A 15,018-nucleotide genomic window follows, 5' to 3' on the forward strand; every position below is an offset into this window, starting at 1 on the left:
AGTACCGTAGTCGCCATGGCAGACATCATGATCATCGGTGGACACGGCAAGATCGCACTGCTTCTCGCCCCTCTGCTGAATGCGCGCGGCGACGCCGTGACCTCGGTCATCCGTAATCCCGAGCACGCCGACGACATCCGTGCCGCGGGCGCCACTCCGCTGGTCCTGGACGTGGAGAGCGCCACCCGCGAGCAGCTCGCCGCTGCACTCGACGGATTCGACGCGGTCGTCTGGAGTGCGGGTGCGGGCGGTGGCAACCCCGATCGCACGTACGCGGTCGACCGCGACGCGGCGATCCGCACCATGGAGGCTGCGGGCGATGCCAACGTCGCCCGATTCGTCATGGTCTCGTACCTGGGCGCGCGGCCCGACCACGGTGTGCCCAGCGACAATTCGTTCTTCGCATACGCCGAGGCGAAGGCCGCGGCCGACACCGCACTGCGTGAGACCAACCTTGGCTGGACCGTCCTCATGCCCGGCGCACTGACGATGGACGAACCGTCGGGCACCATCGACCCGGCCGCGATTCGAGCGGCGAACCTGCCCGGAACCTCGCGCGCCAACGTCGCACTGGTCGCAGCCGCCGCACTGGCGACCCCGGAATCGATCCACCAGAACATCTCGTTCACCGACGGCAGCGTCCCGATCGAGGTCGCGCTCGGCGCACTCTGACAACGTTGGCACTCGGCCACGAACCCGTCACTCACGCAGAGGGAGAGCGCACATGCAGGTCGGCGTCGTCTGGACCATCAACGCGAAGAGCTTGTCGATCGACAACGCGGTCGCGAACGCGAACGAACTGTGCGAGGAGGGATTCCGCCGCGTTTGGACCACACAGATGCCGAACGAGCCGGACGCTCTCACTGTGATCGGCGTCGTCGGGCGCGAGGTCCCCGACATCGAATTCGGCACCAGCGTCCTGCCGATCCAGTCCCAGCACCCGATGAAGCTCGCACAGCAGGCGGCAACGGTGAACCAGATCCTCGGAGGGCGCCTGACCCTGGGTCTCGGACTCAGTCACAAGGTCGTCACCGAAGGCATGTGGGGCGTGCCCTACGGTAAGCCGGTCCAGCGCACCGAAGAATATCTCGACGGTCTCCTCCCCCTCCTCAACGGCGAGAAGGCCAGCGCGGCAGGTGAACTCGTCACGACGCGCGGATCGCTCACCTTGCAGGCCCCCGCCCCGTCGGTCTACTTCGCCGCGCTCGGCCCCAAGATGCTGAACGTCGCAGGACGTCGAACCTCCGGCACGGTCACCTGGATGACCGGCCCGAAGACACTGCGCGACCACGTCATCCCCACGTTGCGTCAGGCCGCCGCCGACGCCGGGCGACCCGACGGCGCCGTCCGTACCGTCGCGATGCTCCCCGTCTGTGTGACCGACGACGTCGACGCCGCCCGAGCCGAGGCCGGGCGCCAGTTCGCGATGTACGACGGGCTGCCGTCGTACAAGGCGATGCTCGACCGTGAAGGCTTCACCGGTCCGGCCGACGCCGCGATCGTCGGCGACGAGGCCACCGTCGCCGATCGCCTCGCCGAACTCGCGGCTTTCGGCGTCGACGAGTACGTCGGAATCTTGTTCGACCGCGATCCGGAGGTCCGCGCCCGCACCCGGGCCCTCCTGCGCACACTGGACGAGTAGCCACCGCCACACGCCGAGGAGAACCATGTCGAACACACTCATCACCGTCGACGAACTCGCGGAGGCGATGCTCTCGTCTCGGCCGCCCGCGGTTCTCGACGTGCGCTGGCAGCTCGGACGCGACGACGGTGCGCAACAGTATCGGGAAGGCCATCTGCCCGGGTCGGTGTACGTCGATCTCGACACCGAGTTGGCGGCACCGGGCAGCCCCGAGCGCGGCCGCCATCCGCTGCCGGACGTCGCCGACCTGCAGGCGGCCGCGCGGCGCTGGGGTGTGGACGCGTTGGCCCCGGTCGTCGTCTACGACGACAACGGCGGCATGTCGGCGGCTCGCGCGTGGTGGCTGCTCCGGTGGGGCGGGGTCGCGGACGTGAAGATCCTCGACGGCGGGCTCGACGCCTGGCGCGAGGCCGGAATGCGATTGTCGAAGGGCGACGCGAAGCCACGCACGGGCACCGTCGTGCTGACCGGAGGAGGTCTGCCCGCGGTCGACATCGACGACGTCACCGGCACCGATGCGCTCCTGCTGGACGCCCGCGCCGCCGAACGCTTCCGCGGCGACGTGGAGCCCATCGACCCGCGTCCCGGCCATATTCCGGGCGCGACCAATGCCCCGACGGCCGACAACCTGGTGGACGGGAGGTTCCGCACCGCGGACGAACTCCGTTCCCGCTTCACCGATCTCGGCGTCGACGGGCACCGCGACGTGATCGTCTACTGCGGGTCGGGCGTCACCGCTGCGCACCAGATCGCCGCGCTGGAGCACGCTGGTTTCCGCGCAGCGCTGTACCCCGGCTCGTATTCACAGTGGTCGTCGGACCCCGAGCGTGATGTCGAGGTCGGCTGAGAGGTCAGTCGCGCTCTAGCAGGAAGAAGTAGGGTCGCGGGGAATTCCGCAGGTCCATCGCGCCCAGGAGAGTGTCGTCGTCCAGCCTCCGGAAGTGGTCGATGATGGCGAGCTGGTCGTAGACCATCGCGGCACTGACCTTGCCCCGGTATTCGACGTTGCGGAGGCGGGCGCGATGCCTGCGCGTGCGCACTGCCTTGAACGCGGTGGTGATGCCCGGGATCTTCGGCCGCGGCATGCGGGTGCCGAGCGTGTTGAGCAGGTTCATCGGAACCGAACCGGGGTTCACCGGGTACAGGTCGCCCGGCTCACCGAACATCAGCGGGTGCACCTGATCGGCGCTGTCGAACCGCTTGCCGTACCAGCCCGAGACGGCGAGCAGGCCGTCCAGCGGATGGCCGGTCGGAACTTCGGAACCGTGCCACTGACCAAGGATCTCGTCGATGGTGACGGACGGCAGCGAATCGTAGAGTTCGCATGCCGCGTCGGACGAGAGGCCCGCCTGGAGTTCGAGAACGGTGAGAGTCATCGTGCGCCGACCTTCCGTTCGGTGGGGTACGAATCCAGGTGCTTGACGGGACAACCGCTGGGGAACGTGCCCATCGCCTCGACCCGATAGCCGTCCGGGTACGACTTGACGCGGTGGCTGTCCGACGCGCCCTTCGGCTTGCGCCGCGGAGGCAGCATCCGAACGAACGCGGCCCGCGCGCGCATCGCGCGACGGCTGGCGGCGACGACCGGTCGGGGAGGCTTCGCATACTGGAAGGCGTCGAGCAACCGGTCGTCCATCAGTGCGCGCGAGAACACGCGCACGGCAGGCCGCGACGGCTTCGGATAGAACGTCGCCATCAGGCCCAACGTCATGTCGGCGACGTGGCGTCCACCCTCGTCGTACGCGAAGTGCGCAGCCTCGTAGTCGTCGAGGAGCGTCACGAACCCGTCGTACGTCTCGGGAACGTCTTTGATGTTCATGTGCCGCGCGAGTTCGCGGTAGTAGTTGGTGGACGCGACGACCTCGTCGTAAGTGAACTTCCGCCACCCGTAGTCGTCGACCCACCGTTTCGGAACGACGACGAAGGTCGCGAGGACGTACAGCATGTCGTCGTTCGTGATGTCGTACGCGCGATGCATCTGGTTGATGCGACGCAGCGCCGCCTTCGCATCCGGCGTCGAGAAGCCCTGTTGCAGGGGGATCTCCAGCAGGATCGCCGTGTCGTCGTATCGCTTCTGCGTGTCGTCGAAGCCGCCGGTGTCGGCGAGGAGTCGTCCGATGCTCGGGACTGCGTACGTGCGGAACAGCGCGAAGCTCAGCGACTGGTTCATGTCCCACGGAAAGTCGAACAGCGACATGTTCCGGTAGATCTCCATGAAGTCACGGTGTGGGTCCAGTCCCGCATTGCGGTCGGGGTCGAACATGTCCGGGCCGTCCTTTCAGTGCGCCTGTGCAACGCCTCTCCTTTAGCATAAGTGGGCTTATGTAGATCGGCAAGGGGTTCGAGCAACACCACGTGACAGAATCTCCCCCATGGAATCCGACGCCGACCCCGACAAGCTTCGCCGCCGCTTCCTCCGCGCGGGCATGACGGTGCTGGCCCGTGACGGCTACTCCGGGTTCAAACAGGCTGCGGTCTGCACCGAGGCCGGCGTCACGACCGGCGCCTTCTACCACTCGTTCCGGAACTGGAAGTCCTTCGAGTCGGCCCTCATCGCGCACTGGCGCCTGGAGGCGACAGACCTCCTCGTCGAGTCCGCACGCAACGTCACCGACCCGCACGACCGGATCGATGCACTCATGCAGATCGCCCTGAACCTTCCGCACGACACCGAGCGCGCCATCCGCAGTTGGGCGGCCGTCGACTCCGCCGTCCATGCGGCCCTCACCGAGGTCGAGACCGCGCGACGCGACGCGATCGCGGAGATGGGCGTCGAACTGTTCGGCCGGGAACTCGCCGAACGCCTGGCGGCCACCTCGATGCTGCTGCTGACCGGTTTCGAGAACTCGGCGAACCCGTCAATCGACGATTTCGCGTGGGCCATGCGCACCACGACGGCGACTGCGCTCGCCCTTCTCGACGAGCGTCAGGCGTCGGAGTAGTCGGCGACCCGGCCTCGCTTCGGCGCCTGATACATGGTCCACGCCATCCGTGGGATCAGCCGTCCGGGCAGCCGTGCCGGCCAGTCGTCCGGTCGTAGGAGCGCTTCGGTGCCGCCGTCGACGGTGACGACGCTGCCGACCATGAAGTCGGCGGCAGGCGACAGCATCGTCATCACCCATTCGCCGAGTTGCTCGGGCGTGCCGAATTCGCGGATCGGCACCGGGAACGACCGCACCTGCGACGACGTTGAACTAGCCAACTGCCCTTGAAGCAGCGGAGTCATCACCGGGCCGGGCGCGATCACGTTCATCCGAATTCCGGCGCCCGCCCACTCATCGGCCACCGCACGCCTACGAACCCATCGCGCCACGGCGATCTTCGACGCCGCATACGACGCCGGGCCGGCGAGTGGCCCGCGGCGACGCAGGATTCGGGCCGCACCCTCGGTGTCGCCGCCGACGAGGCGCCGGATGGCACCACGCGGCACCAATGGCGTCGACGTCGTCGAATTCGATCCGAAGACAACGACTTTCGCGTTACCCGCGGCGGCGAGGCGAGGTCGCAGCGCGGTGACGAATTCCGTGACACCGAGGACATTGACCTCGACGATCGCTCGCTCACGGCCACGCTTGGGCCCCACGCCCGCAGCGAGGACGACGCCGTCGAGCGGCCCGTCGACACGCGCGAGCACCTGACCGGCTGCATCGGCGCGGCCGGCGCTCGTCGAGAGATCGGCTGTCACGTCAGTGTCGGCAAGATCGACGCCGATCACCGTCTGTCCACTGTCGACCAATCGCTGCGCCACGGCCGCTCCCATGCCGGACGCAGCACCGGTCACCACATACGTTCCCATCCCTCAACTAGAACATGTTTCAGCTTTCCGTGGGGGCAGTCAGCGCCGGAAACCAGATATCGGCCAAGATTTCCGCGGCCGAGTCGAGGTCGAACTCGATCGTGCCCTGCACGTGCGCGCGCGTGAAATAGCGTTCTAGTTGTGCCACAAGGAGTTCCACCCGAAATCTCGCCTCCCCACGACGCCCTGCTGGCCACCGCGCGAGATACTCCGGCATCGAATCGGTGAGGGCGATGATCGATTCCCTGCCGACCTTTCGGAAGCTGGGCTCGACGGCGAGCGCCTCATCCCATGTGGGCAGGATGTCCCGGTTGCGGACGAACCAGTCGAGCGCCCGCCGGACCCACGCCGTGAACTCGTCCCGTCGACCGCCGCTCAGCACATCGTCGAGGTCGCCGTAGACGGCTCGCGCCCGCTGCTGCATGGTCTCGGCCCCGACCCGCGCCAGCACGTCGCTCTTGTTCGCGAAATGCAGATAGAACGTCGCCCGACTACATCCCACCTCTCGCGTGATGTCGTCGACGGTGACTGTGGCGTAACCGTTTTCGATGAACAATCGCTTCGCCGACGCGAGCAGGGCCGCACGGGTCCGAGCCTTCTGCTGATCACGCAGTGTGCCCTTGTCCCGAGCGCGCGGCTCAGTCTCCCCAGGGTCGTCGTCGAGCATCCGCCCATCATGCCTTCGACCGCCGTATGTGACAATTCTCTGTTCGCTAGACAGCGCTTCAGTCAAAAATCTATCCTTAGGTGCACATTCTTTGGGGCGGACCCGCCGCGCGACACGTTGCGTTCGCGGCGACCGGTGCCGGTGGGCAGGGCTCACGCACGGCGACGGGGCGGGAGCGTCGCCGTGCGTGCTGCGAAAGGCAGCCTTCAATCGACCCGGTAGATGCGCTGCGCGTTCTTCGCGAACAGCTGCGCGAGCAGATGGTCTCCGCGGTCGCCGACTACGTCCAGCAGAGCGCCGACGACGACGTCGATGGTCGCGTTCGGCCGATCGACCGGCATATCGGAGCCGAAGACGACGCGGTCGGGCCCGAAACGGTCCACGACATGCAGGACCAGCGGGCCGATCATCTCGGCGAGGATATCGCGGCCGCCGATGTTGCCGGACGTCTCACGGCCGTAGCCGAGGAGTCCCAGCGCTAGCCCCGACACCTTGACCACGATGTTCGATCGGGCCGCGAGCATCGCGATCCGATCACGCCACAGACTCAGAATCTCGGCGCGGGCGGCGGCCGTCATCCCGGTCTCCGAGCCGACCGGGCCGAACACGCCGACCGGAAGGCCGAGGTGTTCGACCACGATCGTCGTCGTCGGGAACCGCCGCGCCAACAGGTCCAGTTCGCCGAGTTGATGCGAGTACGCGAACGAATGGAATGCCAGGTCGTGGCGTTCTATCGCTTCGAAGCCGCGGAGGAAGGTCGACGAGCTGAGGCCTCCTGAGCGCCTACTCGCGTGGACGACCTGCGGGTCGGGGTGGCTCGCCCACTTGCAGCGGACGCCGCGCACGAGTCCGGTGTACCGCAACTGGTCGTCGAGGTCGTCGGCGAAGCCGGGAGCGCCGGGGTCGCCGGACACGACGAACCCGCCCAGTCGCGGGGCGCGAGACCGCCCGAACGGCAGGCCGGTCACGTACCGGGTCTCAGCGAAAGAGGTGTCGCTCTTCGTCGCGCCCGATCCGCCCCAGTGCGCCTCCACTCCGATGACCGCGTCGATTCCGACGCCGGCGACTCGTCGCACCCCGCTGGCCTCAGCACCGTACTGGCGCGGCTCGTACGGTGTCCGCACGATGCTCGGGTCGATCATCAGCCGTGTCTCTGATCGGTGCGACGGCAGACCGGACAGCCAGAGCGCCGCACGCGGGAATCTGTTGATCACGGGCATGGCCGCGACGCGCGAGAAACGAGACAGCGCCCACGTCGACCGCATCGGGTCGTAGAAGTGGACGTGCGCGTCGACGATGCCGGGGATCACTCCGCTCAACGTCACGATCTCACAGTGCCACACGGGTCCTGCTCGGGTGAACAATGCAGTGCCACACACTGCATCTGGGTACCGAGGCACGAATTCGTGCTGACACGAACGGAAATGCCCGAGCACTGTCAGGTCCGAGGACTACCCTCGGGTAACAAACATCTCCCACGCCCTGAGGAGGACGTCGCCCGGTGAACTCGCCAGCTCAGCCCGTGCTGTCAGAACTCAGGCGAATGATCGCGGCGAACCCCGACCGTTTCGCCGCAGGCGTGTTCACTCGGCTCTTCTCGACCACGCCTGCGCTACGCGATCTGTTCCCCGTCGAGATGGGCTCGTTGCGTACGACATTCGCGCAAGTCATCGACTATGTGCTCGACGCCATCTCGGCGGAGGACGGCCACGAGGATCTGATCGAGTTCCTCGCCCAGCTCGGTCGCGACCACCGCAAGTACGGTGTCACGAGCGAACACTACTGGTTGATGTACGACGCACTGATGACCGAGTTCTCGCGGATGCTCGGGGCGCGTTGGACACAGGAGGTCTACGACGCCGTCTCGCACGGCACGATGCTGATCACGGGTGTCATGCGCGGTGCGGCCGAGAGCGCGCCAGGGCCTGCGGTGTGGCACGCGAAGGTCGTGCAGAAGTTCGTGATCAGCAGGGAGCGCGCCGTCGTGCGGCTGATCGCCGACGCAGACGCGCCGCGGTTCCACGCCGGCCAGTACACCGAGGTCCAGATCCCGCAGTGGCCGCACCTGTGGCGCAACCTGTCACCCGCGACGCCGCCGAATGAACGCGGCGAACTCGAGTTCCACCTGCACGCCATCCCCGGCGGATACCTGAGCGGGGCCATCGTCAGGCAGACTGAGCCGGGCGACGTGTGGACCTTCGGCCAGGTGCACGGCACCATGCAGGTGACCGGTGACCGCCCGGTCCTCATGGTGGCGGGCGGTTCCGGGCTCGCGCCGCTGCGCGCGATCCTCCTCGACATGGCGCGACGCGTCGACAATCCGGAGACCCGGCTGTTCTACGGTGCGCGCCATCCGGGAGAGCTGTACGAACTCGGTGTGCTGCAACAGCTTGCGCGGACCAACCCGTGGCTGCACGTGACGGCCGTCGCCGAGACCGAGACCGACCCGTGGTGGATCGACGGCGCTCCCGATCCTCGCCAGTGGGGTTTCGACCTCCGCTTCGGTCGCGTCGGCGACGTCGCGGTCGAGTATCCGCGCACGCTGTCGCGCCACTCCCTGGAGCCACGCAACTGGATCGACCACCAGATCCTGCTCTCCGGCCCCGCCCCGATGGTGTTCCACACGCAGCTCAAGCTGCGTTCGACGGGCGTCGACCCTGCGAACATCTCCCACGATCCGCTCAACTGACGCGCCGCAGTTCGGCCCCGTCGCCGCTGAGCGGGGACGGGGCCGAACACGGTGCGGCGGGGGCTATCCGACGCTTCCCGAACAGGACGCAGTCGCGAACGGACCGTTCGCCGTCTGCGTGTACTTCACCTGCCCGTCGACGACGATCTCGCACTTGGACGTCGCGCCGTCGGGCTCGTCGTTGGTGACGGAGAGAGATGCGTGCTTCGCGAATCCGGTGACGACGACGGTCTTCTCCCACGGCAACGACGCGTTCGTGTCTTGCGCCATGTTGAAGTCCTTGTCAGTCCATGTGATCGACGTCGACCCGGTGCCGGTGACCCGGTAGACGACGGTGACCTCCCGCTTGGACTCCTTGTCGACGGAGTCGACGGCGCTGCCGACGATGGCGAAGCAGCCGCCGATGACCGCGACGAACAAGAGGATGATGCCGCCGACGATCCACGGCCAGATCTTCCGCTTCTTCGGGGGCTGATACGGATAGGGCTGTTGGTATGGGTTGGGAGTACCGCCCGCGGGCGGAGGAGGAGTCGACACTGCGGAGAGTCTCCTTGTTAGACAACGGAATCAGGCAACGGAACGTTAGTCGAGCCAGGTGACTCCGCGTTGTCGATCTCTCCGATTTCGGCCGTTTGGACTAAACCGAGCGGCCCGATCTCCCGCTACGTCAGCGGATCGGCTTCTTGTACCGGTCGAGATAGGTGATCTCTTCGACGGGTGGGCGCTGCGCGGACCGGAACGATGTGCCGGTCGTGTAGGCGACGGGGATCAACCCGGCCTGCGTCATGTGCGGCGGGATGCCGAGGAGTTCGGCTGCGTCGGCCTCCTCGTTGAGGTGCAGCGTTGTGAAGCAGCTGCCGAGTCCGCGGCTGCGCAGCGCGAGCTGCAGACTCCATGTCGCGGGCAGAATCGACCCCATCATGCCTGCCGCCGCGGCGGTGTTCGGCTCGCTGCTCAGCTGGTCGAGGCGACCGATGATCAGCGGGATCACGATCACCGGCACCTCACCGAGGTGCTCGGCAAGATAGTTCGCCGACGTCGCCACCCGTCCTGACTGACTTCCCGGCTCGGCGTTGGCCGCACTCGTCGCCAGATATTCGGCTCCGCCTCGGCGATAGATCTCGGCGAGCTGCTGTTTGGTGGAGTCGTCGCGGACGACGAGCCACCGCCAGCCCTGGTTGTTCGATCCGGTAGGCGCCTGGACTGCGAGTTCCAAACACTCCAGGAGGACATCGTCCGGTACGGCGCGGGTCAGGTCGAGTCGCTTGCGCACGGATCGGGTCGTCGACAGCAGCGCGTCGGTTTGCGTCAGGTCGAAGTCGGCGGAGTCGAAACGGTCGATGGAGGTCATATATCGATGGTATCGACGCGAGCAAGGCCCGGCAGGCCGTCGAGGTGGGGCTACGAATCCGCTTCGGACCCCACGCCCCTCCACTAGGCTGACACGCAGTGCCAAAAGTCGACTTCGCATGATCGCCGACGCACTCCCCAACCGAGATCGGAGCGCCATGTACCGCTTGACCGTCCTCTACAACCAGCCGACCGACCCGGCGGCATTCGACGAGTACTACTTCAACACGCACATCCCGCTGGCCAGCAAGCTTCCCGGGTTGCGCAGCGTCTCGGTGTCGAAGTCGGAGTCGCTCGACGGATCCACTCCGGACATCTACCTGATCACGACGTTGGACTTCGACTCGAAGGAAGCCCTCGGCGCGGGACTCGGCTCCGAAGCGGGCAAGGCGACCGCAGCCGACGTCGCGAACTTCGCGACCGGCGGGGTGACGATGCTCGGCGCCGAGGTCGTCGTCGAGAACTTCAGCTAGTCACACGGCATCCTCGCTAGACGCTGCAGGCGTCGCTTCCCGCTACTGGTCCGGACTATTAGCGGGAAGCGACGCCTGCAGCGTGAAATCGTCTCTCAGCGCCTGCGTTTGCGCGGCTGCCAGACGACCAGAGCATTGGTGTGCGGGACAGGGACGAGTTCGGCACCCGGGCGAACCGCGCTGCGCATCGCATCGATCTCGTTCTGCATCTCCAACACGCGAGCGCGCAGCGCATCGACCTGGTCGGTCAGCTCGATGATCCGCTTCACGCCCGCGAGGTTCACGCCCTCGTCCTGCGAGAGTCGCTGGACCTCGCGGAGCAGGTCGACGTCGCGCGACGAGTAGCGGCGGCCGCCGCCGCGCGTGCGCTGCGGCGTGACGATGCCGAGCCGGTCGTAGGTGCGCAGAGTCTGCGCGTGCATGCCGGCCAGCTCCGCCGCCACCGAGATCAGATAGGTGGCGGCAGCCTCGCCGGGGACGCCGTGCGGCTTCCCTGCGTTACCTTGTGCCTTCTCCGTAGCCATCGTGCATCACCGCGCCCATCCGTCTCGTGGATCGAACCCGCTCGCCTTCTCGGCAGTCGCGTACGTCTTCAACGCTTCGGTCGCGGCGTCGTCGAGCTTCGCCGGAACCGAGACCTTCACAGTGACCAACAGATCACCCGAGCCGCCCGAACGCTTCGGAACCCCCCGGCCCTTCAGCCGCAGAGTACGCCCGTCCGACGTGCCCGCCGGGATCTTGACACCAACCGAGCCGTCCAACGTCGGAACCGACACCGTCGCCCCGAGAGCGACCTCGGAGAACGACACCGGCAGCTCGACCTTCAGGTCGTTGCCGTTGCGGGTGAAGACCTTGTCGGCCAGCACGTGGACGGTCACGTACAGGTCGCCCGACGGCGCGCCGCGTCGTCCGGCCTCGCCTTGGCCGGCGAGCCGGATGCGTTGCCCGTCTTCGACGCCCTGCGGGACGCGGACGTTGATGGTGCGGGGCCGCACCGTGACGCCCGAGCCGGAGCAGTCCGGGCACGGATCGTCGATCTTGGTGCCGGTGCCCTGGCAGTCGGGACACGGCTCCGAGAACCCGAAGTGTCCCTGGTTGCGCGTTACGAAACCCGAACCGCTGCACGACGTACACGTTCGCGGACTGGTGCCCGGCTTGGCGCCGCTGCCATGACAGTTGGTGCACGGCGACGGGCTCGTGACCCGCAACTGCACCGTGGTGCCTTGGACAGCGTCCCGGAACGCGAGCGTCGTCTCGGTCTCCAGGTCGTTGCCGCGACGTTGCCGTGGGGACGTGGCCGCCCCTCGGGTGCGGCCGCCGCCTCCGAAGAGGCCGCCGAACATGTCACCGAGGTCGGCTCCGCCTGCGCCGCCGCCGCCGAACAGGTCGCCGATGTCGAAGCCACCCGCGCCGCCGCCAGCGCCGCCGAAGCCACCGGGAAAACCCCCGCCGCCTCCGCCGTCGGCCCGGAACCGGCCGCTCGCCATGAGATTCCGCATCTCGTCGTACTCTTTGCGCTTCTCGTCGTCGGCGAGCACGCTGTGGGCTTCCGACACTCGTTTGAAGCGCTCCTCGGCTGCGGTGTCTCCGGGATTCGCATCGGGATGCAGTTCGCGAGCCAGCTTTCGGTAGGCCTTCTTGATCTGCTCCGCCGCGGCGTCGGAAGAAACGCCGAGGTCTGCGTAGAAATCGCGTTCCAGCCATTCACGCTGTGGTGCCATCAGACGTCACCTCCTGGAATTAAGTCTGTTGTCGTATGTCGTGGTTTCGACTCGCTTCGCTCGCTCGACCAGCGGCGGACGGGTCTGTAGTTGTGGGGCTCCGGTCGGTCGGCGGATGCGGAGTCCCTCGCTGATCGAGCGGAGCCGAGATCTCGACTCCGCTCGATCAGCATGGCGATCATGCAGGATCGGTGACGGTGACCGTCGCGGTGCGGATCACCTTGTCGCCGAGCCGGTATCCGGCGCGGTAGACGAGCCCGACGACGGGCGTGTCACTGCTGCCCTCATGCTGGATCGCTTCGTGAACCTCCGGATCGAATGCGTCGCCCGGCTCTCCGAACTTGACGAGTTGCTCGCCCGCCAGGATGCCGGCCAGCTTGTCGGCGAAGGCGCGTAGCGGCCCCTCGTCGAGGTCGCCGTGCTCGCGGGCGCGGTCCAGGTCGTCGAGGATCGGGAGCAGCTTCTCGACGAGAACCTGCTTGCCGCGAGCCACCGACTGCAACGCGTCCTCGGCGCTGCGGCGACGGAAGTTGGCGAACTGCGCCCGCTCCCGCTGCAGCGCTTCGGTCAGTTCCGTGACCTGTTGGGCCTCGGGGGCCGCATCGGCCGGGGCCGCTGCAGCATCTGCAGCGGTGTCGGCGTCATCGGTCTCGGCGACCGTCACGTCGACGACCTCCTCGACGAACTCGTCCGGTTCCGTGGAGCCGGTCTCGGGGCTGGTCACTTGTTGTCACCTTCCGCGGGGTCGTCCACGACCTCGGCGTCGACGACGTCATCAGCTCCGTCAGCGGCTGTGCCTGCAGCGTCGCCCTCGGCCTGAGCGTTGGCGTAGATCGCCTGCCCCATGGCCTGCGACTCCTCCGACAGCTTCTCGATCGCGGTGCGGATCGCAGCCGAATCGGTGCCCTTCAAAGCCTCGTTGGCGTCGGTGATAGCAGCCTCGACCTTGGTCTTGACGTCGGCCGGGACCTTGTCCTCGTTCTCCTTGAGGAACTTCTCGGTCTGGTTGACCAGCGACTCCGCCTGGTTGCGGGTCTCCGCCTCCTCGCGACGAGCACGATCCTCTTCTGCGTGAGCCTCAGCGTCCTTGACCATGCGGTCGATCTCGTCCTTGGAGAGACCCGAACCGTCCTGGATACGGATGCTGTTCTCTGTTCCGGTGCCCTTGTCCTTCGCGGTGACGTGCACGATGCCGTTGGCGTCGATGTCGAAGGTCACCTCGATCTGCGGGACGCCCTGCGGTGCAGGAGCGATGCCGCCGAGCTCGAAGGAGCCGAGGAGCTTGTTGTGCGAAGCGATCTCGCGCTCACCCTGGAACACCTGGATCTGCACGGACGGCTGGTTGTCCTCCGCCGTCGTGTAGGTCTCCGAACGCTTGGTCGGGATCGTGGTGTTGCGCTCGATGAGCTTGTGCATCACGCCGCCCTTGGTCTCGATGCCGAGAGACAGGGGCGTCACGTCGAGCAGCAGCACGTCCTTGACCTCGCCGCGCAGCACGCCGGCCTGCAGGGCGGCGCCGACGGCGACGACCTCGTCCGGGTTGACGCCCTTGTTGGGGTCCTGGCCGCCGGTCAACTCCTTGACCAGTTCGGTGACTGCGGGCATACGTGTCGAACCGCCGACGAGCACCACGTGGTCGATGTCGCCGACCGCGATGCCCGCGTCCTTGATGACGGCCTGGAACGGGGTGCGCGTGCGCTCGAGGAGATCACTGGTGATCTTCTGGAACTCGCTGCGCGAGAGCTGCTCGTCGAGGAACAGCGGGTTCTTGTCGGCGTCCACCGTGATGTACGGCAGGTTGATCGACGTGCTCTGCGACGACGACAACTCGATCTTGGCCTTCTCGGCAGCCTCGCGGAGGCGCTGGTTGGCCATCTTGTCCTTGGTCAGGTCGATGCCGTTGACCGCCTTGAACTTGTCGACGAGCCATTCGACGATGCGCTCGTCCCAGTCGTCGCCACCGAGGTTGTTGTCGCCCGAGGTCGCGCGGACTTCGACGACACCGTCGCCGATCTCCAGCAACGAGACGTCGAACGTGCCGCCACCGAGGTCGAAGACGAGGATGGTCTGTTCCTTCTCGCCCTTGTCCAGGCCGTAGGCCAGCGCTGCCGCGGTCGGCTCGTTGACGATGCGCAGCACGTTCATACCTGCGATCTGGCCGGCTTCCTTGGTCGCCTGGCGCTGTGCGTCGTTGAAGTAGGCGGGGACCGTGATGACGGCGTCGGAGACGTCCTCACCCAGGTATGCTTCGGCGTCGCGCTTGAGCTTCATCAGCGTGCGGGCGCTGATCTCCTGCGGGGTGTACTTCTTGTCGTCGATCTCGACGGCCCAGTCGCCTTCGCCCATGTGGCGCTTGACGGAGCGGATCGTGCGATCGACGTTGGTGACCGCCTGGTTTTTGGCGGGCTGTCCGACGAGGACTTCGCCGTTACGGGCGAACGCGACGACGGACGGGGTGGTGCGGGAGCCTTCGGCGTTCGCGATGACGGTGGGCTCGCCGCCTTCTAGAACGGACACCACGGAGTTGGTGGTGCCGAGGTCGATTCCGACAGCACGGGACATATGTGTTCCTCCTTGTAGGCGGCTTCGGGAAGCCGGTTCGTGTATGGGCCTGTTGGCCTGTGGTTGATGAAACCTCAGCGCCTTCGACTCAGGTCTACCGTGCGGCTCAGCCTGCGTC

Annotated in this window: 17 protein-coding genes; 6 read left to right on the plus strand and 11 right to left on the minus strand. The window is 66.8% G+C overall.

What is annotated here, in order from left to right; genetic code table 11:
* Positions 1 to 15: 15 nt before the first annotated feature.
* The 3 genes from L5G28_RS00685 to L5G28_RS00695 are packed head-to-tail and all read left to right on the plus strand — an operon-like array spanning position 16 to position 2,489.
* Complete coding sequence (locus L5G28_RS00685; protein WP_236999885.1) at positions 16 to 672, plus strand: NAD(P)H-binding protein; 657 nt, start codon at positions 16 to 18, stop codon at positions 670 to 672.
* A 52-nt stretch (positions 673 to 724) separates the two neighbouring features.
* Complete coding sequence (locus L5G28_RS00690; RefSeq protein ID WP_236999886.1) at positions 725 to 1,642, plus strand: TIGR03564 family F420-dependent LLM class oxidoreductase; 918 nt, start codon at positions 725 to 727, stop codon at positions 1,640 to 1,642.
* Between the two features lie 25 nt (positions 1,643 to 1,667).
* Positions 1,668 to 2,489, plus strand: a complete 822-nt coding sequence (locus L5G28_RS00695) for a sulfurtransferase (RefSeq protein WP_236999887.1) — start codon at positions 1,668 to 1,670, stop codon at positions 2,487 to 2,489.
* A 4-nt stretch (positions 2,490 to 2,493) separates the two neighbouring features.
* On the opposite strand, the gene L5G28_RS00700 is transcribed toward L5G28_RS00695, so the two are convergent.
* Positions 2,494 to 3,018: a DUF4334 domain-containing protein gene (locus L5G28_RS00700; RefSeq protein WP_236999888.1), complete on the minus strand. Its 525-nt coding sequence runs from the start codon at positions 3,016 to 3,018 to the stop codon at positions 2,494 to 2,496.
* Positions 3,015 to 3,905, minus strand: a complete 891-nt coding sequence (locus L5G28_RS00705; RefSeq protein WP_236999889.1) for an oxygenase MpaB family protein — start codon at positions 3,903 to 3,905, stop codon at positions 3,015 to 3,017. The genes L5G28_RS00700 and L5G28_RS00705 overlap by 4 nt, the downstream gene beginning before the upstream one ends.
* A 109-nt stretch (positions 3,906 to 4,014) precedes the next feature.
* Here L5G28_RS00705 and L5G28_RS00710 point away from each other — a divergent pair, with 109 nt between their 5' ends.
* Positions 4,015 to 4,584: a TetR/AcrR family transcriptional regulator gene (locus L5G28_RS00710; protein WP_236999890.1), complete on the plus strand. Its 570-nt coding sequence runs from the start codon at positions 4,015 to 4,017 to the stop codon at positions 4,582 to 4,584.
* Here L5G28_RS00710 and L5G28_RS00715 read toward each other — a convergent pair.
* From L5G28_RS00715 to L5G28_RS00725, 3 genes are all read right to left on the minus strand, one after another.
* Positions 4,569 to 5,438 carry an SDR family oxidoreductase gene (locus L5G28_RS00715; protein ID WP_236999891.1) on the minus strand — a complete coding sequence of 290 codons (870 nt, stop codon included), beginning with the start codon at positions 5,436 to 5,438 and terminating at the stop codon, positions 4,569 to 4,571. The two genes, L5G28_RS00710 and L5G28_RS00715, sit on opposite strands and share 16 nt — an antisense overlap.
* A 19-nt stretch (positions 5,439 to 5,457) precedes the next feature.
* Positions 5,458 to 6,105: a TetR/AcrR family transcriptional regulator gene (locus L5G28_RS00720; protein WP_236999892.1), complete on the minus strand. Its 648-nt coding sequence runs from the start codon at positions 6,103 to 6,105 to the stop codon at positions 5,458 to 5,460.
* A 206-nt stretch (positions 6,106 to 6,311) separates the two neighbouring features.
* Positions 6,312 to 7,430 (minus strand): amidohydrolase family protein, encoded by a 1,119-nt coding sequence (locus L5G28_RS00725; RefSeq protein ID WP_236999893.1) that lies wholly within the window; start codon positions 7,428 to 7,430, stop codon positions 6,312 to 6,314.
* Positions 7,431 to 7,606: 176 nt separating this feature from the next.
* Between L5G28_RS00725 and L5G28_RS00730 the strand changes: the two genes are divergently transcribed.
* Positions 7,607 to 8,794 carry a globin domain-containing protein gene (locus L5G28_RS00730; RefSeq protein ID WP_236999894.1) on the plus strand — a complete coding sequence of 396 codons (1,188 nt, stop codon included), beginning with the start codon at positions 7,607 to 7,609 and terminating at the stop codon, positions 8,792 to 8,794.
* A gap of 63 nt (positions 8,795 to 8,857) precedes the next feature.
* Here L5G28_RS00730 and L5G28_RS00735 read toward each other — a convergent pair whose 3' ends face one another.
* Both L5G28_RS00735 and L5G28_RS00740 read right to left on the minus strand, forming a co-directional pair.
* On the minus strand, positions 8,858 to 9,331 hold the full coding sequence (locus L5G28_RS00735; protein WP_236999895.1) for an MmpS family transport accessory protein: 474 nt from the start codon (positions 9,329 to 9,331) through the stop codon (positions 8,858 to 8,860).
* Positions 9,332 to 9,461: 130 nt separating this feature from the next.
* The gene (locus L5G28_RS00740; RefSeq protein ID WP_236999896.1) at positions 9,462 to 10,145 is read right to left on the minus strand and encodes a nitroreductase family protein; all 684 of its coding nucleotides are present in this window, start codon (positions 10,143 to 10,145) and stop codon (positions 9,462 to 9,464) included.
* A 157-nt stretch (positions 10,146 to 10,302) separates the two neighbouring features.
* Here L5G28_RS00740 and L5G28_RS00745 point away from each other — a divergent pair, with 157 nt between their 5' ends.
* Positions 10,303 to 10,617, plus strand: a complete 315-nt coding sequence (locus L5G28_RS00745; protein ID WP_236999963.1) for an EthD family reductase — start codon at positions 10,303 to 10,305, stop codon at positions 10,615 to 10,617.
* 95 nt (positions 10,618 to 10,712) lie between these two features.
* Here L5G28_RS00745 and L5G28_RS00750 read toward each other — a convergent pair whose 3' ends face one another.
* The 4 genes from L5G28_RS00750 to dnaK form a co-directional block, all read right to left on the minus strand.
* On the minus strand, positions 10,713 to 11,141 hold the full coding sequence (locus L5G28_RS00750; RefSeq protein WP_236996714.1) for a heat shock protein transcriptional repressor HspR: 429 nt from the start codon (positions 11,139 to 11,141) through the stop codon (positions 10,713 to 10,715).
* A gap of 6 nt (positions 11,142 to 11,147) precedes the next feature.
* Entirely contained in the window at positions 11,148 to 12,338 is a 1,191-nt protein-coding gene (gene dnaJ / locus L5G28_RS00755; protein ID WP_236999897.1) for a molecular chaperone DnaJ, read from the minus strand.
* Positions 12,339 to 12,516: 178 nt separating this feature from the next.
* Positions 12,517 to 13,062: a nucleotide exchange factor GrpE gene (gene grpE, locus L5G28_RS00760; RefSeq protein ID WP_372477132.1), complete on the minus strand. Its 546-nt coding sequence runs from the start codon at positions 13,060 to 13,062 to the stop codon at positions 12,517 to 12,519.
* Positions 13,059 to 14,900 (minus strand): molecular chaperone DnaK, encoded by a 1,842-nt coding sequence (gene dnaK / locus L5G28_RS00765; protein ID WP_236999898.1) that lies wholly within the window; start codon positions 14,898 to 14,900, stop codon positions 13,059 to 13,061. Before dnaK ends, grpE begins: the two co-directional genes overlap by 4 nt.
* Positions 14,901 to 15,018: the final 118 nt, after the last annotated feature.

The organism is Gordonia liuliyuniae (assembly GCF_021739025.1).
In the GTDB taxonomy this organism is placed as follows: domain Bacteria; phylum Actinomycetota; class Actinomycetes; order Mycobacteriales; family Mycobacteriaceae; genus Gordonia; species Gordonia liuliyuniae.